The following is a 24,213-nucleotide window of genomic DNA, read 5'->3' on the forward strand; positions in this document are numbered from 1 at the left end:
AGGGTGCTCACGACCATTCGCGGTACACCCGGGCGCGTCGCGGCCGCTCGGGTCAGGAGGTCTTCGCGGTGAGGGTCACGACCACGGCCTCGGGGCGGCAGGAGAACCGCACCGGAGCGTAGATCGACGTGCCGATGCCCGCCGAGACCTCGAGCCACGACCAGTGCCCACGGTGCTGCCACCGGTGCAGACCGCTGACGTACTGCCGGGGCAGGTCGGAGTTCGTGACGAGTGCACCGACCCCGGGCGCCTGCACCTGACCACCGTGCGTGTGCCCGGCGAAGACGATGTCCGCACCCTGGTCGACGAAGGCGTCGAGGACGCGCCGGTACGGGGCGTGGGTGATGCCGATCGCGACGGGGGAGGGGCCGTCCTCGTCCTCGGTCCACGGCACGGCGCTGCGCATCTCGTCGACGTTGGTCGGCAGCAGGTCGAGACGGTCCCAGTCGCGGTGGGCGTCCGAGGTGCCGAACAGTTCGAAGCGCGACCCGCGGAGCTCGATCGCGTGGGCCTGGTCGTTGACGTCGAGCCACCCGAGCGACTCGAAGAACGCGGTCTGCCGATCGATGTCGAGCTCGACCGGACGGCGACCGGTGGGGTGGCTGCTCGGGCCGGTGAAGTACTTGAACGGGTTCCGCGGCGAGGGGCCGTAGAAGTCGTTCGAGCCGTGCGCGAAGGCGCCCGGGACACCGCGGAACGGTTCGAGTGCGTACTCGACCGCGGTGTTGGCCGTGGGGTGCCCGAGGTTGTCGCCCGTGTTCACGACGAAGTCGGGCTCGACCAGGCTCAGGTCGCGGAGCCACTGCTGCTTGTCGGCCTGCCAGGGCGCCATGTGGATGTCGGAGAGGTGCAGGACGGTGACGTCCCGGGACCCCGGCGGCAGCACCGGGACCGTCTCCCAGCGGATGCCGAAGCGGCGACGTTCGACGAGGGAACCCCACGCCGCCGTCGCCGCTCCGACGGCCGCGCCCGCTGCGATCACTCCCAGCGCGGCGCGACCGCGACTCACTTGCAGTCCTTCGGTGCCTTGCCGTCCTTGTTGCCGAACAGCTGCAGGGTGACGGTCGCGTCCTTCCCGACCGCGGTGCCCTCGCCCGGGTCGACCGCCGCGACGGTGCACTTGTTGCCGTCGTCGCCCTTCGCGTACTCGCCGGACAGGGCGACCTTCGTGAAGCCGGACTCCTGCAGGACGTTGCGGGCATCCCCGACGCTCTTGCCGGTGACCTGGGGCACCGTCGTCTGGCTGCCGTCGGTCGTGTACACGGTCACGCTGGATCCGGTCGACAGGAGCGACCCCGGACCCGGAGAGGTCGACGAGACCGTGCCCGGCGTGCCACCGCCCGGCTGCGCGCCGCCGTCCACGTAGGTGAAGCCGGCCCCGGCGAGCGTCGCGCGGGCCGCGTCCGCGGTCTTGCCACGGACGTCCGGCACGTTGACGCTGTTCCCACGCAGCGCCGTCTGCGACGGCGTCGGGAACGGGTCGGCCGGGTGCAGCTGGTTGATCGGCATCATCGCCTGCTGCCACACGTGCGCACGCTGCGACGCGTACGAGCCGTAGCCACCCGGGCTGTAGTAGTGACGCAGGTTGTTCTTCGCGCCGTCGGTGTTGCCCTGCCAGTAGGCGGTCGCGACCTTCGAGCTCGCGCCGACGAGCCAGATCTGGTCGGCGTCGTCGGTGGTACCCGTCTTCGCGAACAGCTGCGTGCCGTCCGGGGTCTGGGCGCCCTGGGCTGTGCCGTACTGGATCGTGCCACGCATCGCGAACGCAGCGGTCGCGGCGACGCTCGGGTCGAGCACCTGCTTGCACTGCTTCGGCTGGCCGCCGAGCTCCTCGCCGGAGGCGTCGGTGACCTGGTCGATCGCGATCGGGGCGCAGTAGGTCCCGCCGTTGGCGATGGTCGCGTAGGCCGAAGCCATCGTCAGCGGGGCGATGTTGTTGGTCCCGAGGATGGACGACGGGTACGCGTTCAGCTCCGTCTTCTCGTCGGCGGAGTGCACACCGAGGTCCTGAGCCGTCTGCCGGATGTCGCACAGGTCGAGCTTCGCGGCCATCGACGCGAACGCGGCGTTCACGGACAGGGCGGTCGCACGGGCGACGGTGAACTGGCCCCGCTCACCCGCCGAGTCGTTCTTCGGAGCCCACGGGGACGTGATCGTCGAGCCGCACTGCGTCCACTGGGACGTGTTGTGCGGGGTGCCGTTGACGCTCTCGTTCAGGCCGTGCCCGGCCTTGAGCCAGTCGAGCAGCGTGAACACCTTGTAGGTCGAGCCGACCTGGAAGCCGATCGAACCGCCGTACTCCTTGTCGACGCTGTAGTTGATCGACGTCGCCGTCGGCGGGGACTGCAGGGACTGGTCGTAGTCCTTGTTCTGCGCCATCGTGAGGATGCGGCCCGTCGATGCCTCGACCGAGTTGAGCGCGCTGCCGAGCTGCAGCCGCGACTCGGTGTTCGGGTCGTAGGTGTTCAGCAGGTCCTTCTGCTGCCCGTTCAGGTTGATGTCGAGCGACGTCTGGATCTTGTACCCGCCGTTGCGCCACGCCTGGTCGCGCTCCTTCTGGGTCCCGCCCAGCTGCGACATCTGCTTGACGACCTTGACCGCGTAGTCGCAGAAGAACTGCGCGCCGTTGCCGGCCGCCGACTGGCAGCCCTGGTTCGGCTCGGTCAGGTGCACGTAGTCCGCGGGGTTCGAGGCGATCGCCTGGTCGAACTCGTCCTTGGTCAGGTGCTTCTGCGCGTACATCGACTTGAGGATGACGTCGCGGCGAGCCTTGTTCGCCTCGTAGTTCTTCTCGTTCGCCAGGTTGCGCGTGTTCGGGGACTGCACGATCGCGAGGATCGAGGCCGCCTCGGCCGGCGTGAGGTCGGTCGCCGACTTGTTGAAGTAGTGCTGTGCGGCGGCCTGCACGCCGTACGTCTGGTCGCCGAAGTAGGCGATGTTGAGGTACCCGGTCAGGATCTCCTTGTGCGAGTACTTCTTCGCCAGGCCGATGGCGAGCTTCATCTCCTCGAGCTTGCGGGGGATGGTCTGCTCGACGGCGTCGTTGTACGCCTTCTGGCGCTCTTCCTCGGACGGGAGCTCGAGGGCCTGCTGCATCTTGATGTTGCGGACGAGCTGCATCGTCAGGGTCGAGCCACCGCCGGACTCGCCGAGGCCGCCGGCGATGCTGCCGACGCCGGCGCGGACGAGCGAGGTCATGTCGACGCCACCGTGGTCCCAGAAGCGCTTGTCCTCGCCGTCGATCGCGGCGTTCTTCAGCTGGTCGCTGATCTGGTCGTACTTGAGCTCCTCGCGGTTCTGGTCGTAGACCGTCGCGAGCTTGACCGGTTGCCCGTTCGCGTAGGCGTAGATCTCGTTGCGCTGCGGGAGGTCACCGATCTCGATGTACTCCGGCAGGGACTCGAACACGCCGATGGTCGAGGTCGTCGTGACGCCGGCGACGGCGATCGCCGGGGTGACCCCGATCGTGACCAGCAGACCAGCGAGCGCACTGAAACCGACGAAACCGACGAAGGCGCCGATCGCGGAGACGGGCTTGGTCCGCGAGGCAGACTTCTGGGCAGACATAGGATGCAGCCTAAACGACGCCCACGACTGAAAGGCTGGCAAGGAACCGCATGACTCAGTGGGAGTACTTCACCGCTCCGTTGTTCATCCACAACACGGCCGCGATCCTCAACAACTTCGGTTCCGAGGGGTGGGAGCTGGTCCAGGTCGTCAGCGGCCCCGAGGGCGGGCTCGTCGCCTACCTGAAGCGCCCGAAGGCCGGCGCGTGAGCACCGCCGACCGCCTGGCGGAACTCGGCCTGACGATCCCGGAGGTGGCTGCGCCCGTCGCCGCCTACGTGCCGGCCGTCCTCACCGGGCAGTACGTGTACACGGCCGGGCAGCTGCCCTTCGTCGACGGGGCGCTGTCGGTGACGGGCAAGGTCGGTGCCGCGGTCGACGCGGACACCGCCACCGCCCAGGCGCGCGTGGCCGCGCTCAACGCCCTCGCCGCGGTGCAGTCGGTCGCGGGCTCGCTGGACCGGGTCGCCCGGGTCGTCAAGGTGACGGTGTTCGTCGCGTCGGACCCGTCCTTCACCGGGCAGCCCGCGGTCGCCAACGGCGCGTCGACGCTCGTCGGCGAGGTGTTCGGGGACGCCGGCGTCCACGCGCGCAGCGCGGTGGGCGTGGCCGTGCTCCCGCTGGACGCACCGGTCGAGGTCGAGCTGGTGGTGGAGCTCACCGGCTGACGGACCGTCAGCGACGCAGCTGACGCGAGCCGCGCCTCCAGACCGGTCGGGAGGCGCGGCTCGCGTCGTTCCGGCTACATGAGCTCTGCGATGGTCGCCATGATCGTCGGGTCGGCGAGCGTCGTCGTGTCGCCGATGCGACGGCCCTCGGCCGCGTCGCGCAGCAGGCGACGCATGATCTTGCCCGAGCGGGTCTTCGGCAGCTCCGGGACCACGACGACCTGCCGGGGCTTCGCGATCGCACCGATGCGCTTGCCGACCCAGTCGCGGAGTTCCTTCGCGACCGCGTCGCGGTCGGCACCCTCGGCCGCCTCGGCGGTCAGGATGACGAACGCGACGACGGCCTGGCCGGTCGTCTCGTCCGCGGCACCGACGACGGCGGCCTCGGCGACGCCCTCGTGCCCGACCAGGGCCGACTCGATCTCGGCGGTGGAGAGCCGGTGGCCGGAGACGTTCATGACGTCGTCGACGCGACCCTGCACCCAGATGTCGCCCTGCCCGTCCAGCCGCGCGCCGTCGCCGGCGAAGTAGCGGCCGGGGAAGCGGCTCCAGTAGGTCTCGACGAAGCGGTCGGGGTCGTTCCAGATGCCACGGGCCATCGACGGCCACGGCTCCGTGATCGTCAGGTAGCCGCTCTCGCCGGGGTCGGTGCGGTGGCCCTCCTCGTCGACGATCTCGGCGACGATGCCCGGCAGCGGGGTCTGTGCGGCTCCGGGCTTCAGCTTCGTCACGCCGGGCAGCGCCGAGATCATGATCGCGCCGGTCTCGGTCTGCCACCAGGTGTCGACGATCGGCGTCCGGTCGTGGCCGATGACCTGCCGGTACCACTGCCACGCCTCGGGGTTGATCGGCTCCCCGACGCTGCCGAGCAGGCGGAGGGACTCGAGGCTCCGCGCCTCGGGGATCTGCCGGCCGGCCTTCATCGCGGCGCGGACGGCGGTCGGCGCGGTGTAGAGGACGGTGACGCCGTAGCTGTCGACGATGTCCCACCAGCGGCCGGGCTGCGGCTCGTCCGGGGTGCCCTCGTAGAGCACCTGCGTGACGCCGTTCGCGAGCGGGCCGTAGACGACGTAGGAGTGCCCGGTGATCCAGCCGATGTCGGCGGTGCACCAGTAGACGTCCTTCTCCGGGTGCATGTCGAAGACGTTCCGGTGCGTGTAGGCGGCCTGTGTCAGGTAGCCGCCGGAGGTGTGCACGATCCCCTTCGGCTTCCCGGTGGTGCCCGAGGTGTAGAGGACGAACAGGGGCGTCTCGGCGGGGAACGCCCGCGCCTCGTGCTCGGGGGCTGCCTTCGCGAGCTCGTCGTGCCACCACAGGTCGCGGTCGTTCCAGGCGATGTCGTTGCCGCCGCGCCTGACCACGAGCACGTGCTCGACGGAGTCGGTGCCCTCGCCGGCCAGTGCCTCGTCCACCGCGGGCTTCAGCGGGGAGACCGCGCCGCGCCGCCAGCCGCCGTCGGCGGTGACGACGAGCTTCGCGCCGGCGTCCTCGATGCGGGCGCGCAGGCTCTCGGCGCTGAAGCCGCCGAAGACGACCGAGTGGACGGCGCCGATCCGGGCGACGGCGAGCATCGTGACGACCGCCTCCGGGATCAGCGGCATGTAGACGACCACGCGGTCGCCCTGCGCGACGCCGAGGTCGGTGAGCATGTTCGCGGCGCGTTGCACCTCGGCGGTGAGTTCCGCGTAGGTGATCCGGCGCGTGTCGCCGGGTGCACCCTCGAAGTGGATCGCGACCCGGTCGCCGTTGCCCGCGCGGACGTGCCGGTCGAGACAGTTCTCGGCCACGTTGAGGGTGCCGTCGTCGAACCACTTCGCGAACGGCGCGCCCGACCAGTCGAGTGTCCGGGTGAACGGTGTGCGCCAGTCGAGCAGGGTCCGGGCCTGGTCCGCCCAGAACGCCTCGCGATCAGCGGCGGCCGCCTCGTGCAGGTCCTCCCGCGCGACGGCGTCCGCGACGAAGTCCGCCGGCGGAGCGAAGGTCGGGCCGTCCTCGTGGCGTTCGTCGGCCTGGGTCGGTGTGGACATCGGTGTCCTCTCGCATCGTTGCGGCTGGGGTGCAGTCGGAGACTACCCCCGGTGCGGGACCGTGCTGCGGGGCCCCGCGGACATTCCGGCCGAGGGGTTGCCGAGCACGGGTCGTCATGGGGTACAGTGGTTCCTGCCGGACTCGTTTCCGGTGGCACCGGGCCGGATTCCCCCCAATCCACCGATGTCAAGGCGGCACCGGTTCCCCCCAACAGGTGCCGCCTCTTCTTTTTCCCCGACGCCTGTTGCGCAGCGTGTCCGGGTGGCACGGCTCGATCGGCGTCCTGGTGCCGAAGAGTGGACAGACTTGTCCACGTCCTCGTTGCAGGGCCGCTCGCGACGGCGTCCGCTCGGAGGGTGCCCGGGCGACCGGCCGCCCGGCCCGGTGCCGTCGGTTCCGCACGGTCGCCTGCGGACACCGAACGGGGTACGGCTTTGCGTAACGGGGTACAACACGGCACCTCGAGGGTGTCGAGCGGGAGCCGTCCACACGACATACCGATTCCTGCCGTGGCCGCCGCCGACCGACCTAGCGTCGACCGCATGCACCGCCACCGAGCCGACGCCCCCGGGGCCGATCACGACGCCACCGGTCCCGGCGTCCCTGCTGAGCCGGGCGGCGTGCCGTTCCTGCCGGGCGCCGCGCGTGCTCGGCGGCGCCGGACCCTCGATCCGTCGGTGTTCGAGGAGCTCGCGGCCCTGGTCGCGGACGCGGAGACGACCGACGTGCTCGTCGTCGGCGGGCAGGGCACCTGGATCGACCGGGGTCGCGGCCTCGAACGCGTCCGCCCCGAGCTCCCGGAGCGGCGTGCGCGCGCGCTCGCCGCCGAGCTCGTCGCCCTCGGCGGCCGCCACGTCGACGAGACCACGCCGTGCGCCGACGTGCGGCACGGCGACGGGGTGCGCGTGCACGTCGTCCTCGCGCCGGTGTCCGTCGGCGGCACCGCGCTGTCCGTCCGGCTGCCGCGACCGGAGCGCCCGACGCTCGCCGGCCTGGAACGCCTCGGTGCCTTCCGGGTCGTGCCCCGGGCCGTGCTCGAGGACGCGGTCGCCCGGAGGCGCAACGTCCTGGTCACGGGCGCCACCGGCAGCGGGAAGACGACCGTGCTCGCGGCGATGCTCGGCGCGGTGCCGCACGACGAGCGGATCGTCACGGTCGAGGACACCGCGGAGCTCCGGGTCGAGCACCCGCACGTCGTCACGCTCGAGGCGAGACAGGCGACCGCCGAGGGCACCGGTGCGCTCGGGCTCGACCGGCTCGTGCGCGAGGCACTCCGGATGCGCCCGGACCGGTTGGTGGTGGGGGAGTGCCGGGGTGCCGAGGTCCGTGAGCTCCTCGGGGCCCTGAACACCGGGCACGACGGCGGGGCCGGCACCCTGCACGCGAACGGTCTCGCCGACGTCGGAGCGCGGCTCGAGGCCCTCGGGGCACTGGCCGGTCTCGGCCCGCAGGCGCTCGCGCGACAGGTCGTCAGCGCGGTCGACCTCGTCGTGCACGTCGAGCGGCGGTCGTCGTGGCGGGGGATCACGGCGGTCGGGACGTGCGGGATCGACCGCGACGGGCGGCTCGAGGTCCGCCCGGTCGGACGCGCCGGCCCGTGAGTCGCCGCCGCGGTCGGGTCGGTCCGGACGCTGCCGGAGCTGCGCGCGTGCTGGACCGGGTCGCGGTGCTCGTCGGTGCGGGGGTGCCACCACCGCGGGCCTGGGCCCTCGTGGGTGGCGTGCCCGAGGCCGACGCTCCCGCCTGGCAGGACGTCCGCCTCGTCCTGCAGGTGGCGGAGCGAACCGGGGCGCCCTCTGCCGGTGCCCTGCGCGCCCTGGCCGCGGCGATGCGCCGGACGGCCGCGTCCGACCGTGCCGTCCGGGTCGCCCTGTCGGGACCGCGCACGAGTGCTCGGGTCGTGCTGGCGCTGCCGCTCCTCGGGCTCGGACTCGGTTCGGTGTGGGGCGCGGACGCGTTCGTCGTGCTCCTCACCCGGCCGGTCGGGTGGATCTGCTGCGCAGCGGCGGCCGGACTCGTGCTCGTCGGGCAGCGCTGGACCCGACGGCTGGTCGACGCCGTGACGCCGGACGGGCACGTGCCGGGCGTCCTGCTCGACGCGTGGGCGGTGGCGCTGACCGGTGGTGGGTCGTGGCAGTCGGCGGAAGCAGCCGTGCGCGGAGCCCTCGGAGCAACCGCCGGTGACGGGGTCGAGGCGGCGCGGCTGCACGAGGTGCTGGTCCTGAGTCGTCGCGCCGGGGTGCCCGCCGCGGAGCTGCTGCGCGCCGCTGCCGAGGACGCCCGGGACGACGCCGCTGCGGCGGGCCTCGCTGCGGCGGAGCGACTGGCCGTCCGGCTCGTGCTGCCGCTCGGCGTGTGCGTCCTGCCGGCGTTCGTCCTGGTGGGCGTCGTGCCGGTCGTGGTCGGGGTCCTCTCCTCCACCGTCGGTGGTCTCCGCTGAACCGTCCACAGACCGACCCGCCGAGCGTCGGACGGTGCCCCCCGGTGGGCGAACGTGGGACCACCACAGAGAGAGAGGGGAACCCCATGACCGACTCGACACCTCCGCAGCCGACACGGGTACCGGCGCCGTCACCGGGACACGCGTCGGGCGTGGCCCGGGGGTGGGCCGCGAGCGTGCACGTCCCCGCTCGTCCCGGTGCCGGACGTCGTCGGTGCCGCCCCGGGGACGACCACGGGTCGGCCACCGCCGAGTACGCCGTCGTCATCCTTGCCGCGGTGGCGTTCGCCGGTGTGCTCGTCGCCGTGATGCGCTCGGGCGAGGTCCAGCAGATCCTGACCGACCTCGTCCGCGGGGCACTGGTCCCGTGACCGGGCTCCGTCCGCCCGTGTCCGACCGCGGCAGTGTGACCGTGGAGTTCGCCGTCGGGCTCCCGGTCGTCGCCCTCGTCCTGGTCTCCCTGGTCGCCGGCGTGGTCCTGGTCGACCGTGCCGGGCGGCTCGGGTCGGTCGCCGGCACGGCGGCACGGGCGCTCGGGCGCGACGACGAGCGGACGGCCGCCGCGGCACTCGCCGCCGTGCCCGGTGCCACCTCACGGGTCCGCCGCGAGGACGGTCTGGTGTGCGTGGACGTGCAGGGGCCCCCGGCCGGTCCCTTCGCGGTCCTGCCGCTCCGCGCGACCGGCTGCGCGGCGGGAGGGGGCGGATGACGCGGCCGTCGGGACCTGACCGGCGCGTGCGGCCGACCGGGACCGTCGCGGTCCGCAGGGCGCAGGACCGCGGTTCGGTGACCGTCGCCCTCGTCGCCGTGCTGGCGCTCGCCCTGCTCGTCGGCTCCGCGGCGCTCGCCGGTGCTCGGACGCGCGTGCTGCTCGAACGGACGCGCACCGCCGCCGACGCCGCAGCGCTCGCCGCCGCTGCGGTGCTCGTGCACCGTCTCCCCGGCGTCCCCTGCGCCGTCGCCGGACGCGTGGCACGCGCCAACGGTGCCGCACTGGATGCCTGCGCCACCGCGGGCGCCGCCGCCCGGGTCCGGACGGTGGCGGGCTCCGGACCGTTCGCCGTGAGCGCAGTGGCCGTCGCCGGGCCGCCACGCGGGCTGCCCGACCAGTGTGTGTATGGTGTGCACGTCGGCCCCCGGTCACCGTTGTCCCGGTCGACCCGGACACCGTTGCGGTCCTGGGCCGGCGCGCACCATCGATCAAGGAGTCACGTGCCAGGCACGAAGAAGCTCGTGATCGTCGAGAGCCCTGCGAAGGCGAAGACGATCGCGCAATACCTCGGCGACGGATACGAGGTCCAGGCGTCCGTCGGACACATCCGCGACCTCGTCGAGCCCAAGAACCTGCCGGCTGAGCTCAAGAAGGGCTCCCTCGGGAAGTTCTCGGTCGACGTCGACAACGGCTTCGAGCCCTACTACGTCGTCTCCGACGCGAAGAAGAAGACCGTCACCGAGTTGAAGCGCGCCCTGAAGGACGCCGACGAGCTCTTCCTCGCAACAGATGAGGACCGCGAGGGCGAGGCGATCGCGTGGCACCTCCTGCAGGTGCTCAAGCCGAAGGTGCCGGTCAAGCGCATGGTGTTCCACGAGATCACCAAGGAGGCCATCCAGCGTGCGAAGGAGGCCACCCGTGAGCTCGACACCGCCCTGGTCGACGCGCAGGAGACCCGCCGCATCCTCGACCGTCTCTACGGGTACGAGGTCTCGCCGGTGCTGTGGCGCAAGGTCGGCCCCGGGCTGTCCGCCGGTCGTGTGCAGTCGGCGGCGACGCGACTCGTCGTCGACCGGGAGCGCGAGCGCCTGGCGTTCGTGTCGGCGAACTACTGGGACCTGACGGCTCGGTTCGAGAAGGTCGGCGACACCGCCTTCACGGCGCGCCTCGCCCGACTGCAGGGCACCCGTGTCGCCTCGGGTCGCGACTTCGACGACCGCGGCGCGCTCAAGGGCGAGGCCGTCCGCCTGGACGAGGCCTCGGCCGCGGCGCTCACCACCGTGCTCGAGCGGGCCGGCGACGCCGTCGTCCGCAGCGTCGAGTCGAAGCCGTACACCCGTCGGCCCGCCGCACCGTTCACGACGTCGACCCTGCAGCAGGAGGCGGCTCGCAAGCTCCGCTTCTCCGCTCGGCAGACGATGAGCGTCGCGCAGTCGCTGTACGAGAACGGCCACATCACCTACATGCGTACGGACTCCTCGTCGCTGTCGCAGCAGGCGATCACCGCCGCGCGCAAGCAGGCCTCGGCGCTGTACGGGCCGGAGACGATCCCCGACAAGCCACGCAGCTACGCCGGCAAGAGCAAGAACGCGCAGGAGGCCCACGAGGCCATCCGCCCCGCCGGCGACACGTTCCGCACCCCGTCCGAGATGAACGGCGTGCTGCGGGGCAACGACTGGAAGCTCTACGACCTCATCTGGAAGCGGACGGTCGCCTCGCAGATGGCCGACGCCAAGGGTTCGACCGCGTCGGTCGTCCTCGGCATCACGTCGACCGACAGCGTCGCAGGGGTCGCCTCGACGGCGAACGGGACGGACGCCGAGTTCACCGCGTCGGGCACCGTGATCACCTTCCGCGGCTTCCTCAACGCCTACGAGGAAGGCCGCGACGAGGAGCGCCACGGCGGGGGCGAGAACGGCGATGCCAAGCTCCCACAGATGGCCGAGGGCGACCACCTCGGCGTCACCGAGGTCGAGGCCAAGGGCCACGACACGTCGGCTCCGCCGCGTTACACCGAGGCGAGCCTGGTGAAGACGCTCGAGGAACTCGGCATCGGTCGTCCGTCGACCTACGCCGCCATCATCTCGACGATCATGGACCGCGGGTACGTCACGCAGCGCGGGAGTGCCCTCGTCCCGAACTGGATCGCGTTCAGCGTGGTCCGGCTCCTCGAGGACCACTTCGGCGACCTCGTGCAGTACGACTTCACCGCCGGCATGGAAGAGGACCTCGACCGCATCGCGAGCGGCGACGCCGACCGCACCGACTGGCTCAAGGGCTTCTACTTCGGCGGCGATGACCACCGCGGGCTCCGGACCGTCATCGACAACCTGGGCGAGATCGACGCGCGCGACATCAACTCCGTCGAGCTCGCGCCGGGTCTGACCCTGCGGATCGGGCGGTACGGCCCCTACATCGAGGTGCCGAGCGACGACCCCGAGAAGCCCCGTCGCGTCAACGTGCCCGAGGACCTGGCGCCCGACGAGCTGACGACCGACAAGGCCCGCGAGCTCGTCGAGGCACCCGTCGTGGGCGACCGCGTGGTGGGCATCAACCCCGAGACGGGCAAGGAGGTCCTGGCGAAGGACGGTCGCTTCGGGCCGTACGTCACCGAGCGCACCCCGGAGCCCGAACCGACCGTCGACCCGTCGACGGGCGAGGTCACCGAGCCGGCCGCCGATGCAGCACCCGCAGCCGCGGACCAGGCGACCACCACCGCGAAGGGCGCGAAGGCCCCCGCGAAGAAGACGACGAAGAAGGCCGCGGCGCCGAAGGAACGCACCGCGTCGCTCTTCAAGTCGATGGACCCGCAGACCGTGGACCTCGAGACCGCGCTCAAGCTCCTCGACCTGCCCCGCGTCGTCGGCAAGGACCCGGAGTCCGGCGACGACATCACGGCGCAGAACGGTCGTTACGGCCCGTACATCAAGAAGGGCACGGACACCCGCACGCTGCCGAGCGAGGACGCGATCTTCGAGATCGACCTGCCCGGTGCGGTGGAGCTCTTCGCGCAGCCCAAGTACGGCGGCCGACGCGCTGCCACGGCCGCGCTCAAGGAGTTCGAGGCGGACCCCGTGTCCGGGAAGCCCATCAAGGTGAAGGACGGCCGCTTCGGTCCGTACGTCACCGACGGTGAGACGAACGCGACGATCCCGCGCGGCGAGGACGTCGAGACCGTCGACCACGCCCGTGCCGTGCAGCTGCTCGCGGACAAGCGTGCCAAGGGGCCGGTGAAGAAGAAGGCGCCGGCGCGGAAGACCGCGGCCAAGAAGAAGTGACCGGGCGCTTCATCACGCTCGAGGGCGGCGACGGCGCGGGCAAGACCACCCAGGCCGAGCTCCTCAGCAGATGGCTCGAGGAGCACGGTCGGACGGTCGTCCGCACGCGTGAACCCGGCGGCACGGAGCTCGGGCAGCGCATCCGCGAGATGGTGCTGCACGAGCGCGGGCACGTCTCGGCGCGCGCCGAGGCCCTCCTCTACGCCGCGGACCGGGCGCACCACGTCGAGACGGTCGTCCGCCCCGCGCTCGCCCGGGGGGAGGTCGTCCTGCAGGACCGGTACATCGACTCGTCGGTGGCGTACCAGGGCGTTGCACGGGGTCTGGGTGCCGAGCGCATCCGCTCGGTGTCCGACTGGGCGGCCGACGGCCTGCTCCCGGACCTGACGGTGCTGCTCGACCTCGACGTCACGGTCGGGCGGAGCCGGGTCGCGGCAGCTCGGGGCGACGTCTTCGACCGCCTGGAGTCCGAGGCGGCGTCGTTCCACGAGACCGTCCGACGGGCCTTCCTGGACGCTGCCGATGCGGAGCCGGAACGCTTCCTCGTCGTGGACGCCGGGCAGCCTGCCGACACGGTCCACCGCGCGGTCCGCGCCGCGGTCGGTGCCGTCGTCGGGATCGCGGACGAGGACGGTCCGGCGTGACGGTGGCTGCTGACAGGATGTCCTCGTGAGCGTGTGGGACGGCCTGACCGGACAGGACGACGCCGTCGCGGCCCTGCGCAGTGCGGCCGAGGCTCCCGACGGGACCGGTGGCATGACCCACTCGTGGTTGATCACCGGGCCGCCCGGGTCCGGCCGGTCGAACGTCGCCACCGCCTTCGCTGCCGCCCTCGTCGGTGCCGGAGCGGACGACGACCACGCCCTGCGGCAGATCACCGCGCGCACGCACCCCGACGTGTCGGTGCTCACCACACAACGCGTCATCATCACGATCGACGAGATCCGTCAGCTGGTGACGTCGTCGTACTACTCGCCCTCGGTCGGTCGGTACCGCGTGGTGATCATCGAGGACGCCGACCGCATGACGGAGCGCACCTCCAACCTGCTGCTCAAGGCACTCGAGGAGCCGCCGGAGCGGACGGTGTGGATCCTGTGCGCGCCGAGCGAGGCGGACCTGCTGCCGACGATCCGGTCCCGCGTGCGCTCGGTGCGGCTCCGGGTGCCCGACGTCGCGTCCGTCGCGGAGCTCATCGTGGCCCGGACCGGGGTCGACCGGGCCCTCGCGACCGATGCCGCGCGGCAGGCGCAGAGCCACATCGGGATGGCGCAGCGACTGGCGACGAGCGAGGACGCCCGCGCACGCCGACGCCGGACACTCGAGACCGTGCTCGGGGTGCGCTCGGTCGGCGACGCCGTGATGGCCGCCGCCGAGCTCCTGGCGGTCGCCGACGAGGACGCCAAGGCGATCACGCAGCAGCGGGACGGCGAGGAGCGTGACGCAGCCCTGCGATCGCTCGGCGTGGAGCCGGGCGGCACGGTGCCACCGGCACTGCGGTCGCAGCTGCGGGCGCTGGAGGAGGACCAGAAGCGCCGGGCGACCCGCAGCCTGCGCGACGGACTCGACCGGATCCTCGTCGACGTCTCGTCGCTGTACCGCGACCTGCTCCTGCTCGGCCTCGGTGCGCCGGCAGAGCCGGTGAACCTGTCGATGCGCGACCAGCTGGACCGGGCGCTCGAGGTGGTGCCGCCGTCCGCGGCGCTCGAGGTGCTCGACGCGGTGTCGCTCGCCCGCTCGCGGATCGCGGCGAACGTCGCGGCACTGCTCGCGCTCGAGGCGCTGCTCGTGACCGTGGCGCGCGCGACCCGCTGACCCGCGTCGGCCGCTGACCCGCTGACCTGCGCGACCCGCTGGCCCGCGCCACCCTGACCCGTGCGGCCCGCGCCACCCTGACCCGCGTGGCCCGGACCGCCGTGACACCGGACCCCTGGCGACCAGGGTCGCGGGGCGGGCGTGCGCCGTGCCTCCCGGCCGGTCAGCCTCCACCCACCGGACCCTGCGCGACCCCGCAGCCGATCGCCCCGACCACCGTGAGAAGATCGCGACATGCCCGAAGCCGCACCCGGACTGCGTGAGCGCAAGCGCCGCGCCACCCGTCTCGCGATCCAGCAGGCCGCCCTGCGGATCGCACTCGACTCCGGCTGGCCCGCCGTCACCGTCGACGAGATCGCCCGACGAGCGGACGTGTCCCCGCGGACGTTCTTCAACTACTTCCCGAGCAAGGAACAGGCGCTCCTCGGGGACGACCCGACGCTGCCGACGGGACCGGCGCTCGACACCTTCCGCGCCGGGGGACCGAGCGGCGAGCTCCTGTCCGACCTCGGCACCCTGCTCGTGCACGCGACGGGCGAGCTGGTGGAGGAACGCGGGCTGCTCGCGGAACGGCAGCAGGTGCTCCGCGCCGCTCCGGAGCTGTTCACGCGGCGGATGGCCTCGATGAAGGAGTTCCAGGCCGAGATCGAGGAGGCCGTGGCGGGGCGGCTCGCGGACACGGAGCCGGACCTGGCGTCGGACCCGGACGCGCTGCGGCGACGCGCCCGGCTCGCCTCGGTGGTGGCGCTGGCAGCGCTCCGACACGCCTGGTGGGAGTGGTCCGACGGGGCCACCGAGACGCAGCTGACCGAGGAGCTCCAGCGGTCGTTCGACGAGCTCGGCGCGCTCGTTTCGCGTTCGCTCGTCTGAACCTGTATAGTCATTGCTCGTGCCGCTCCGGGAACGGAGCGTCCGCCGCCTTAGCTCAGTCGGCAGAGCGATTCACTCGTAATGAATAGGTCGTCGGTTCGATTCCGACAGGCGGCTCGACACCGGAACCCCCGGTCGGACAGTGTCCGACCGGGGGTTCCGTCGTTGCCGAGCGGTCCGGCTAGGGCAGGTAGTAGGTCGGGTTCGGCAGCTTGATGCTCCGGTCCGACGACCCGCCGAGCAGGTCGCTGTACTGGTCGCCGAGGTTCGCGACCACGTCGTACCCGCCGCCGGCGGGGGACTCGATGTGCGCCCGGGTCTGCGCCTTGTACTCGACCGTCGTGCACTTCGCGGCGGCGCAGGTGACGTACGACGGCTGCTGGGAGCTGCCGGCGCCGGTCCACTTCGTGTAGTAGGTCCGGTTCCTGTCGGTGGTCGCGGCGAACTGCGGGTAGCCGACGGCGTGCAGGTTCGCGATGGTGGCGTCCTGCTGCGCCTCGTTCCGACCGGTCACGCCGATGACGGTGCAGCCCGCCTGCTGCGCTGCGGCGACGAGCGTCGGCATGCCCGGCGTCGCGGGGAAGCGCTGGTCCTGCACCCACTCGTCCTGCAGTGCTGGATCGAACACGAAGTGCATCGCGGCGACCTCCATGTCGTAGGTCCACAGCGTCGTGTCGTCGGCGTCCAGGACGATCGCCGGGTTGCGGTGCTGCTGCCGGGCGACGGAGCACTGCCGGGCGATCGCGGGGGCCTGCCGTGCCACGAGCCGGGCCGTCTCGCGGACGTAGGGGGAGTCGGTGCGGTTCGCGAGTCCGGTGCCGGGGTCGCCGTAGTAGGTGGCGATGGTCTTCTTGACGGAGTCGATGTTCGGGATGCCCTCGCCGCCCTGCGTGGCGCCGGAGGAGCCGTCGGCGGCCATCGTGAAGTGGGTCCTCGGGGCGAGGCGCGGTTCGCGCACGCCGGGCAGATCCGCCGAGGGCAGGGAGTACGTGGGGTTCGGCAGCTTCAGCGTGCGGTCGGCGTACCCGCCCTGCAGGTCGCTCCACTGGTCGCCGACGTTCAGTGCGATGTCGTAGCCGAGGTCCTGCTCGATGTGCTTCCGGGTGAGTGCCTTGTACTCGACGGTGGTGCACTTCGCGGCTGCGCAGGTGATCCAGGACGGCTGCTGGGACGCGCCGGTCCCGGTCCACTTGGTGAAGAAGTGGTCCTCGGAGAAGGCCGTGTAGCCGACCTTCGCCAGGTTCTGCACGGTCGCCGTCTTCTGGTCGTCGTTGCGGCCGGTCAGGCCGAACACGGTGAAGCCCATCGCCTGCGCGCGGTTCACGAAGCCGACCATGGACGGGGTCGCGGGGAAGCGTTGGTCCTGCACCCACTCGTCCTGGCGCGCGGGGTCGAAGACGAAGTGCATGTCCGCGACCTCCATGTCGTAGGTCCACAGCGTGGTGTCGTCGGCGTCGAGGACGATCGCCGGGCGCTGCCCGTGCCGGACGGCGCGGTCGTGGATGCGGCGGAGCTGGCGCGTCTCGCGGTCGACGATCGACCGCACCTCGCGGACGTAGGGGGAGTCGGTTCGGTTCGCGAGTCCGGTGCCGGGGTCGCCGTAGTAGGTGGCGATGGTCTTCTTGACGGAGTCGATGTTCGGGATGCCCTCGCCGCCCTCGGTGGCGCCGGAGGAGCCGTCCGCGGCCATCGTGAAGTGCGTCCTCGGGGCGAGCGAGGAGTCGGGGCCGTGAGCGGGCGGCGTCCAGCCGTGCGCGTCGGCCGGCGCCGCGGTGAGGACGGTGGACACGACGAGGAGTGCCGCGCTCGTGGCGACGGCGGTGCGGAGGGATCGGCGCATGGAGACCTGGTGACCTTCGAGTCGGGGACCGCCCCCGATCGGGGGACAGCAGCACGCTAGTTGTCGATCAGCCGAGTGGTCCATGTGGGTCCGTTCAGGTGCGCGCCGCGTCGACGCCCGGCGACCGGCTGGTAGACAGGTGGCATGACGGTTCGCTGGGGAGTCATCGGCACGGGCGGCATCGCCCACTCGTTCGTGGCGGACTGCACCGCCGCAGGGATCGACTTCGTCGCGGTGGGGAGCCGCACCCGCGAGTCCGCCGAGGCCTTCGCCGCCGAGCACGGCATCGCCCGCGCGCACGGCTCCTACGCGGACCTGGTCGCCGACCCGGACGTCGACGCCGTCTACGTCGCCACACCGCACTCGCGTCACGCCGAGGACGCCCTGCTCGCGATCGACGCCGGCAAGCACGTCCTGGTCGAGAAGGCGTTCACCATCACCGCGGCCGAGGCGCGTCGGGTGGTCGACGCCGCCCGCCGCGCCGACGTCGCCGTGACCGAGGCGATGTGGACCCGCTTCCTGCCGCAGATGCGGATGATCCGCGAGCTCGTGGCCGAGGGGCGCATCGGACGCCCGCGCCTGGTCGAGGCCACCCACCACCAGGCCCTGCCCAGCGATCCCCGCCACCGGCTGAACGACCCGGCGCTCGGCGGCGGCGCGATCCTCGACCTCGGCGTGTACCCGATCTCGTTCGCGGTGGACGTGCTCGGTGTGCCGACCGCGGTCACGGCCGCGGGCACGCTGAGCGACCAGGGCGTCGACACCCAGATGGGCCTGGTGCTCACCCACGAGGGCGGTGCCCAGTCGATGATCCACTTCAGCCTGGACCTGCGGAGCCCGAACACCGCGTCGATCATCGGCGAGGACGGGCGCATCGACCTCGACGACACCTGGTACACGCCCACCACGTGGCGGCTCCGTGACCGCGACGGCACGGTCCTCGAGGAGTTCGACTCGCGCGAGGAGCTCGCCGGCTACGCCCACGAGGCGCGTGCGTTCGAGGCGATGGTCACCTCCGGGACGCACGAGGGCGGCCCGATGGACCCCGAGGAGACGATCGCGATCACGGCCGTCATGGACGAGGCCCGCCGGCAGGTGGGCGTCCGCTACGCGGCCGACGACGACGGATCGGACGCGCCGTCGGCCGACTGACGTCCGCCGGCGGGTGCGCCGGTGACCGATCCGGTCTGGAGGCTCCTCCCGCGGTTCCGTAGGATCGGTCGCGATGTCCGACCAGCAGCCCACGTCGAAGTCCGTCCCGGCACGCCTCCGCGGCGCCGTCGGGTCCCTGCGCCGCTCCGCGGCTCGCCGACCGGTCCCGTGGATCGCCGGTGGTCTCGTCGGTGTCCTCCTGCTGGGCTCGGGCGCCTCGGTCGCCGTGGCTGCCGCGACGATGTCGTCCCGCCCGTCCGCGGCGCCCCGGTCGGCCGCCGCGACGACCGCGCCGTCGGACACGCCCCGGAGCTCCGCGACGCCGAGTGCGACGCCCACGGACGAGTCCCGCTCGGTGCCGGACGACGCCGCCGGCCCGTCGGCCCTGCGGACCTGCACGATCGACGCCGCGGCCTCGGCAGCCGGCCTCGGGTCCTTCGAGGGCTTCGTCATGGACGCGGAGTCCGGGGAGACGCTGTTCTCGCGGAACGGGGAGGAGGCGGCACAGACCGGCAGCGTGATGAAGACGCTGACGAGCGCCACGGCCCTCGCGGTCCTCGGCGGCGACCACCGCATCCCGACCACGGTGACGAAGGAGGCCGACGGCACCGTCGCGCTCGTCGGTCACGGCGATGCGACGCTCTCGGCCGGCAACGGCACGGTGTACCCGGGCGCGCCGACCCTCGCGCAGCTCGCACAGCAGGTGAAGGCGGCCCTCGGTGACGCCCCGGTGACGACGATCGTCGCCGACGACAGCTACTGGGACGACGCCGACGCGTGGGACCCGACCTGGCCGGAGAGCGAGCGCACCATCGGGTACCAGCCCCGGGTCACCGCGCTCATGGTCGACGGCGACCGGGCGAACCCGGCCGCTGCGACCTCGCCCCGCTCCACCGACCCGGTCGGTCGCGCCGGAGCAGCCTTCCGCACGGCACTGGCGAACGCGGGCGTCGCAGGAGCCGGGAACGCGCAGGTGGTGCAGCGCGCGACCACGAGCACGGACCAGATCGCCTCGGTCTCCTCGCAGCCGGTGTCGACGTTGATCGGGCAGATGATCCCGAACTCCGACAACACCCTGGCCGAGATGCTGGCGCGCGTCTCGTCGAAGGAGTCCGGTGCAGGCGGGTCGGCGGCGTCGCTGACCGGCGTCTACCAGGAGGCACTCGCCGGCTACGGCGTCGATCCCGCGGGCATCACGATCAAGGACGGCTCGGGGGAGAGCGCGGCGAACGCGGTGTCGCCGTCCTTCGTCGCCCACCTCATGGTCGCGGTCGCCGCGGGGGATAAGGGCCTCGGCGTGCTGTCCGGGGCGCTCCCCGTCGCCGGCGTGTCCGGCACCCTGTCGAGCCGGTTCACGGGGGAGAACGCGGTGGCGCGCGGCAAGGTGCACGCGAAGACCGGGTGGATCGACAGCGCGAACACGCTCGGCGGGTACATCGACGCGGCGGACGGCCGACGCCTCACCTTCGCGTTCTACGCGATCGGGTCTCCGCGTGCCGCGGCACTGCCGGCGCTCGACGCCGTCACCGCGGCGACGTACCGGTGCGGTGGGAGCCTGACCTCGTCCTGACGTCCACGCAGCCGCAGGGTGCCGGGTGCAGGATGGGTACATGGCCAGGGCACTGCTCGTCGTCGACGTCCAGAACGACTTCACGGAGGGCGGCGCGCTCGGTGTGACCGGGGGCGCGGCCGTCGCGGAGCGCATCAGCGCGTTCCTCCGTCGGCACGCGGACGAGTACGACCTCATCGTCGGCTCCCGCGACTGGCACCACGGCGACGACGACAACGGCGGACACTTCGCCGGACCCGAGGGGCCGGACTTCGTGGACACGTGGCCGGTGCACTGCGTCGGTGGCACGCCCGGTGCGGCGTACCACCCGGACCTCGACACGAGCGTCATCGACGTCGACGTGTTCAAGGGGCGGGGCCGGCCGGACTACTCGGCGTTCCAGGCGAGCACGGACGACGGCACCGCGCTGCCGGACCTCCTCGCCGACCGTCGGGTGACGACGGTGGACATCGTCGGCATCGCCACCGACCACTGCGTGCGCGCCACGGCGCTCGACGCGCGGGCCGCCGGGTACGACGTCGCCGTCTACGACGACCTCGTGGCCGGGGTGGACCCGGACCGCAGCGCACGGGCCCTGGACGAGATCAGCGCGGTCGGCGGGCACGTCGACCACAGCGACATGGACGAGGGGCTCGCGAACCCCGGAGGAGCAGTACTGTGACCGCACCCACCACCACGACCAGCGGACCCACCCCGGCCGGCCCGACCACCACCGTCTCGGACGACCACGTCACCGTCGCCGACGTCCCCACCGGACTCCTCATCGGCGGCTCCTGGCGCGCCGCGAGCGGCGGCGCGACCTTCCCCGTCCGCGACCCCAGCACGGGCGAGGTCCTCGCCGAGGTCGCCGACGCGACGCCCGAGGACGGCATCGCCGCCCTCGACGCCGCCGTGGCCGCGCAGGAGGCCTGGGCCTCGACCGCGCCGCGGCGACGGTCGGACATCCTCCGCCGGGCGTTCGACCTGGCCCACGAGCACGAGGACGACCTCGCCGCCCTGATGACGCTCGAGATGGGCAAGCCCCTCGCCGAGTCCCGGGGCGAGGTCGCCTACGGCAGCGAGTTCCTCCGGTGGTTCTCGGAGGAGGCCGTCCGCATCTCGGGTGACTACCGCACCAACCCGGAGGGCACCGGACGCGGCATCGTGCTCCGACGCCCCGTCGGTCCCGTCTACGCGATCACGCCGTGGAACTTCCCCCTCGCGATGGCGACGCGGAAGATCGGCCCGGCGCTCGCGGCCGGCTGCACGGTCGTGCTGAAGCCGGCGGACCTCACGCCGCTCACGACGCTCTTCCTGGTCGAGTTGTTCCGCCGCGCCGGGCTGCCCGACGGGGTGCTCAACGTGGTGCCCTCGCGCGATGCGAAGGCGCTGTCGGAGCCGATCATCGCCGACCGCCGACTGCGCAAGCTCACCTTCACCGGTTCGACGCCGGTCGGGTCGGCACTCCTCAAGCAGGCCGCCGACAACGTCCTCAAGACGAGCATGGAGCTCGGCGGCAACGCTCCGCTCCTCGTCTTCGACGACGCCGACCTCGACGAGGCGGTCACGGCGGCGATGCAGGCGAAGTTCCGCAACGTCGGCGAGGCCTGCACGGCGGCGAACCGCTTCTTCGTGCAGGAGGGCATCGCCGAGGCCTTCACCGCGGCGCTCACCGCGAAGGTCGACGGACTGCGGATCGGCCGGGGCACCGAGGACGGGACCACCATCGGTCCGCTCATCGACGACCGTGCCGTGGACAAGGCCGCCGGGCTCGTCGACGACGCCGTGCAGCGGGGTGCCCGACTCGTGACCGGCGGGGAGCGGGTCGACCGTCCGGGCACGTTCTACGCACCGACGGTGCTCGACGAGGTCCCGCCGGGGTCGGACATCCTCACCACAGAGATCTTCGGGCCGGTCGTGTCGATCACGCGCTTCGCCACCGAGGAGGAGGGCATCCGCCTCGCGAACGACACCGAGTACGGGCTCGTCGCGTACGCGTTCACGACCGACCTCCGGCGCGGTCAGCGGCTCGCCGAGCGTCTCGAGACGGGCATGCTCGGGCTGAACACGGGCGTCGTGTCGAACGCGGCGTTCCCGTTCGGCGGGGTCAAGTCCTCGGGGCTCGGCCGCGAGGGTTCGCACGAGGGCCTCGAGGAGTACCTGGAGTCGGTCTACGTCCTCACGCCGGACCCCTTCGCCGCCTGACCCCCCCCTCCGCACGACGCAACGTCGGCGGTTCCCCGCAGCGGTACAGCCCTGCGAGGAACCGCCGACGTTGCGTTCCGCGGGATCGACGTCAGACGAGCAGCTGGTGCTTCGCGAGGTCGCGGTAGAGCGGGGTGGACCGCACGAGCTCCGAGTGCGTGCCTGTACCGACGACACGGCCGTGCTCGAGCACGACGATGACGTCGGAGTCGACGACGGTCGACAGCCGGTGCGCGATGACGAGCAGCGTCCGGTCGGCCGCGACGGCGTCGATCGCGAGCCGCATCTTCTGCTCGTTCACCCCGTCGAGCGAGGACGTCGACTCGTCGAGCAGCAGGATCGGGGGCGCGGCGAGCAGCGCCCGGGCGATCGCGAGCCGTTGCCGCTCACCGCCGGACAGCATGACGCCGTCCTCACCGACCTGGGCGTCGAGCCCGCGGGGGTCGCGGTGCAGCACGTCGCCGAGGTTGACGGCCTCGAGCACCCGGACGCACTCGGCCTCGGACGCGTCGGGGGAGCCGAGCAGCAGGTTCGCCCGGATGGTGCCGGCGAGCACGGGGGCGTCCTGCTCGACGTACCCGATCTGCGCGCGGAGCTCGGCGCGGTCGAGCCCGCGGACGTCGACGCCGCCGAGCCGGATCACGCCCGAGGTCGGGTCGTAGAAGCGCTCGATGAGCGCGAGCGTCGTGGACTTGCCGGCCCCGGAGGGGCCGACCAGCGCCACCCGCGCGCCGCGGGGCACGCGGAACGACACGTCGTCCAGCACCACGTCCTCGGCGGAGGGCGCGGCGTCGGCCGCACCCGAGCCTCCCGACCGGTCCGTCGCGCCCCTCGCGCCCGACGCGCCGCCCGCGCCCGACGCGCCGTCCGCGCCCGACGCATCCGCAGCCCGCGCGTACCGGAACGTCACGTGCTCGAACGCGATCGCGTCGTCGGTCTCCGTCGCCGCGGCGACCCGGACGGCACCGTCGTCCTGGTCCTCCGTCGGCAGGTGCAGGATCTCCTCGATGCGGCCGAGGGCGCCGAGTGCCTGCGCGACCGCGACGGCTGCGCCGAGGGCCTGCCCGAGCGGCATGACCATCATGAAGAGCAGCAGGATGAAGGTGATCAGCGTGGCGATGGTGATCTGCCCCGCGGCGACCTGTGCACCCCCGACCCCGAGGACGGCGATGAACGCGACCTGCATCACGATGCTCGCGACCGGCACCACGAACGCCGACATCTTCGCGATGTCCAGGCCGCGGCGGTAGGCCTCGGTGGCGTGGCCGTCGACCTCGGCGACCTCGCGGCCGGTGGCCCCGGCGGCACGGATCGTGCGGACGGCACCGATGCCCCGCTCGACCGCCGCGGTCAGGTCGCCGACCTTCTCCTGGGCACGCTTCGACGCGAGGCGGATGCGTCGGCTGAGCCCGCCGACGACGACGATCGCGACGAGGACGATGACGACGGTGATGCCGAGGAGCACGGGGTCGATGACCGCCATCGCGATGATCGCGCCGACGAACGTCAGGGCGCCACCGATCGACTCGATGAGTCCCTGCGTGAGCACGGCGCGCAGGAGCGTCGTGTCGCTGCCGACGCGGGACACGAGGTCGCCGGTGCGGCGGGTGTCGAACTCCGAGATCGGCAGGTTGAGGATCCGCGCGATGAGCTTGCGGCGGGTGGAGAGCACCACGCCCTCGCCGGCGCGCTGGAGCAGGAAGTGCTGCACGCCGTTCAGCACGCCCGAGACGAGCACGAGGGCGACGAGCGCCCAGACCAGGATCGAGAGCGTCTCGCCGTGCTGCACGGCGGTGACGACCTGGTTGACGAGCAACGGCTGCGCGAGCGAGGCGCCGGCTCCGAGTACGCTCAGCACGATGATCAGGGCCATCGCGGGCTTGTTCTCGAACAGGTAGGTCAGCAGGCGGCCGAAGCTCGCCCGTGGGCCCTCGGACGGCTTGCGGCGTGCGGAGAAGAGGCTCATCGTTCCTGGTTCCTGCCGCCCGTGCGGGGTGTGCTGGCGGCCGTCGTCCATCTTCGCACCGTCCCGTGGGAGCGTGGTGCGCGGCGTCGTGTTGGTCGTCTCGCCGTTGAACGACATCCCCGCTGTC

General features: G+C 72.3%; 19 protein-coding genes and 1 tRNA gene. 15 read left to right on the forward strand and 5 right to left on the reverse strand.

The genetic code is table 11. The annotated features are described in order from the left end of the window. Positions 1–52: 52 nt before the first annotated feature. Both ACH0A8_RS02770 and ACH0A8_RS02775 read right to left on the reverse strand, forming a co-directional pair. Positions 53–1,009: a metallophosphoesterase gene (locus tag ACH0A8_RS02770; RefSeq protein WP_406906415.1), complete on the reverse strand. Its 957-nt coding sequence runs from the start codon at positions 1,007–1,009 to the stop codon at positions 53–55. Continuing rightward, positions 1,006–3,567 (reverse strand): transglycosylase domain-containing protein, encoded by a 2,562-nt coding sequence (locus ACH0A8_RS02775; RefSeq protein ID WP_406906417.1) that lies wholly within the window; start codon positions 3,565–3,567, stop codon positions 1,006–1,008. Before ACH0A8_RS02775 ends, ACH0A8_RS02770 begins: the two co-directional genes overlap by 4 nt. A gap of 50 nt (positions 3,568–3,617) precedes the next feature. Here ACH0A8_RS02775 and ACH0A8_RS02780 point away from each other — a divergent pair, with 50 nt between their 5' ends. Both ACH0A8_RS02780 and ACH0A8_RS02785 read left to right on the forward strand, forming a co-directional pair. Beyond that, complete coding sequence (locus ACH0A8_RS02780) at positions 3,618–3,776, forward strand: DUF4177 domain-containing protein (protein ID WP_251159557.1); 159 nt, start codon at positions 3,618–3,620, stop codon at positions 3,774–3,776. Further along, the gene (locus ACH0A8_RS02785; protein WP_406906419.1) at positions 3,773–4,234 is read left to right on the forward strand and encodes a RidA family protein; all 462 of its coding nucleotides are present in this window, start codon (positions 3,773–3,775) and stop codon (positions 4,232–4,234) included. The genes ACH0A8_RS02780 and ACH0A8_RS02785 overlap by 4 nt, the downstream gene beginning before the upstream one ends. Before the next feature lie 74 nt (positions 4,235–4,308). On the opposite strand, the gene acs is transcribed toward ACH0A8_RS02785, so the two are convergent. Further along, entirely contained in the window at positions 4,309–6,261 is a 1,953-nt protein-coding gene (gene acs / locus ACH0A8_RS02790) for an acetate--CoA ligase (protein WP_406906421.1), read from the reverse strand. A 543-nt stretch (positions 6,262–6,804) separates the two neighbouring features. Between acs and ACH0A8_RS02795 the strand changes: the two genes are divergently transcribed. The 9 genes from ACH0A8_RS02795 (at position 6,805) to ACH0A8_RS02835 (ending at position 15,491) form a co-directional block, all read left to right on the forward strand. After that, complete coding sequence (locus tag ACH0A8_RS02795; protein ID WP_209685102.1) at positions 6,805–7,863, forward strand: CpaF family protein; 1,059 nt, start codon at positions 6,805–6,807, stop codon at positions 7,861–7,863. After that, positions 7,860–8,702, forward strand: a complete 843-nt coding sequence (locus tag ACH0A8_RS02800; protein ID WP_406906423.1) for a hypothetical protein — start codon at positions 7,860–7,862, stop codon at positions 8,700–8,702. Before ACH0A8_RS02795 ends, ACH0A8_RS02800 begins: the two co-directional genes overlap by 4 nt. Before the next feature lie 176 nt (positions 8,703–8,878). Continuing rightward, positions 8,879–9,073, forward strand: a complete 195-nt coding sequence (locus ACH0A8_RS02805; protein WP_251154663.1) for a DUF4244 domain-containing protein — start codon at positions 8,879–8,881, stop codon at positions 9,071–9,073. Then, positions 9,070–9,411 carry a hypothetical protein gene (locus ACH0A8_RS02810; RefSeq protein ID WP_406906425.1) on the forward strand — a complete coding sequence of 114 codons (342 nt, stop codon included), beginning with the start codon at positions 9,070–9,072 and terminating at the stop codon, positions 9,409–9,411. Before ACH0A8_RS02805 ends, ACH0A8_RS02810 begins: the two co-directional genes overlap by 4 nt. Before the next feature lie 503 nt (positions 9,412–9,914). Beyond that, entirely contained in the window at positions 9,915–12,692 is a 2,778-nt protein-coding gene (topA, locus tag ACH0A8_RS02815) for a type I DNA topoisomerase (protein WP_209685275.1), read from the forward strand. Beyond that, positions 12,689–13,336 carry a dTMP kinase gene (tmk, locus tag ACH0A8_RS02820; RefSeq protein ID WP_066655139.1) on the forward strand — a complete coding sequence of 216 codons (648 nt, stop codon included), beginning with the start codon at positions 12,689–12,691 and terminating at the stop codon, positions 13,334–13,336. The genes topA and tmk overlap by 4 nt, the downstream gene beginning before the upstream one ends. Before the next feature lie 25 nt (positions 13,337–13,361). Further along, positions 13,362–14,504 (forward strand): DNA polymerase III subunit delta', encoded by a 1,143-nt coding sequence (locus tag ACH0A8_RS02825; protein ID WP_066655138.1) that lies wholly within the window; start codon positions 13,362–13,364, stop codon positions 14,502–14,504. A 234-nt stretch (positions 14,505–14,738) separates the two neighbouring features. Further along, on the forward strand, positions 14,739–15,374 hold the full coding sequence (locus ACH0A8_RS02830; RefSeq protein WP_066655137.1) for a TetR/AcrR family transcriptional regulator: 636 nt from the start codon (positions 14,739–14,741) through the stop codon (positions 15,372–15,374). 44 nt (positions 15,375–15,418) lie between these two features. Further along, positions 15,419–15,491: transfer RNA gene (locus ACH0A8_RS02835), tRNA-Thr, on the forward strand. 64 nt (positions 15,492–15,555) lie between these two features. Here the strand turns inward: ACH0A8_RS02835 and ACH0A8_RS02840 are convergent. Then, positions 15,556–17,214, reverse strand: coding sequence for an HAD family acid phosphatase (locus tag ACH0A8_RS02840; protein WP_406906427.1), 1,659 nt, complete (start codon positions 17,212–17,214; stop codon positions 15,556–15,558). 144 nt (positions 17,215–17,358) lie between these two features. Here ACH0A8_RS02840 and ACH0A8_RS02845 point away from each other — a divergent pair, with 144 nt between their 5' ends. From ACH0A8_RS02845 to ACH0A8_RS02860, 4 genes are all read left to right on the forward strand, one after another. Then, positions 17,359–18,366 (forward strand): Gfo/Idh/MocA family protein, encoded by a 1,008-nt coding sequence (locus ACH0A8_RS02845; protein WP_251159552.1) that lies wholly within the window; start codon positions 17,359–17,361, stop codon positions 18,364–18,366. Between the two features lie 73 nt (positions 18,367–18,439). Continuing rightward, the gene (gene dacB, locus ACH0A8_RS02850) at positions 18,440–19,936 is read left to right on the forward strand and encodes a D-alanyl-D-alanine carboxypeptidase/D-alanyl-D-alanine-endopeptidase (protein WP_406906430.1); all 1,497 of its coding nucleotides are present in this window, start codon (positions 18,440–18,442) and stop codon (positions 19,934–19,936) included. Positions 19,937–19,976: 40 nt separating this feature from the next. Further along, the gene (locus tag ACH0A8_RS02855) at positions 19,977–20,597 is read left to right on the forward strand and encodes an isochorismatase family protein (RefSeq protein ID WP_066655131.1); all 621 of its coding nucleotides are present in this window, start codon (positions 19,977–19,979) and stop codon (positions 20,595–20,597) included. A gap of 101 nt (positions 20,598–20,698) precedes the next feature. After that, entirely contained in the window at positions 20,699–22,120 is a 1,422-nt protein-coding gene (locus ACH0A8_RS02860; RefSeq protein WP_066658430.1) for an NAD-dependent succinate-semialdehyde dehydrogenase, read from the forward strand. Positions 22,121–22,211: 91 nt separating this feature from the next. Here the strand turns inward: ACH0A8_RS02860 and ACH0A8_RS02865 are convergent, their stop codons facing one another. Further along, entirely contained in the window at positions 22,212–24,086 is a 1,875-nt protein-coding gene (locus ACH0A8_RS02865) for an ABC transporter ATP-binding protein (protein ID WP_406906432.1), read from the reverse strand. Positions 24,087–24,213 lie beyond the last annotated feature (127 nt).

This window comes from Curtobacterium sp. 179-B 9B NHS, assembly GCF_045370965.1.
In the GTDB taxonomy this organism is placed as follows: domain Bacteria; phylum Actinomycetota; class Actinomycetes; order Actinomycetales; family Microbacteriaceae; genus Curtobacterium.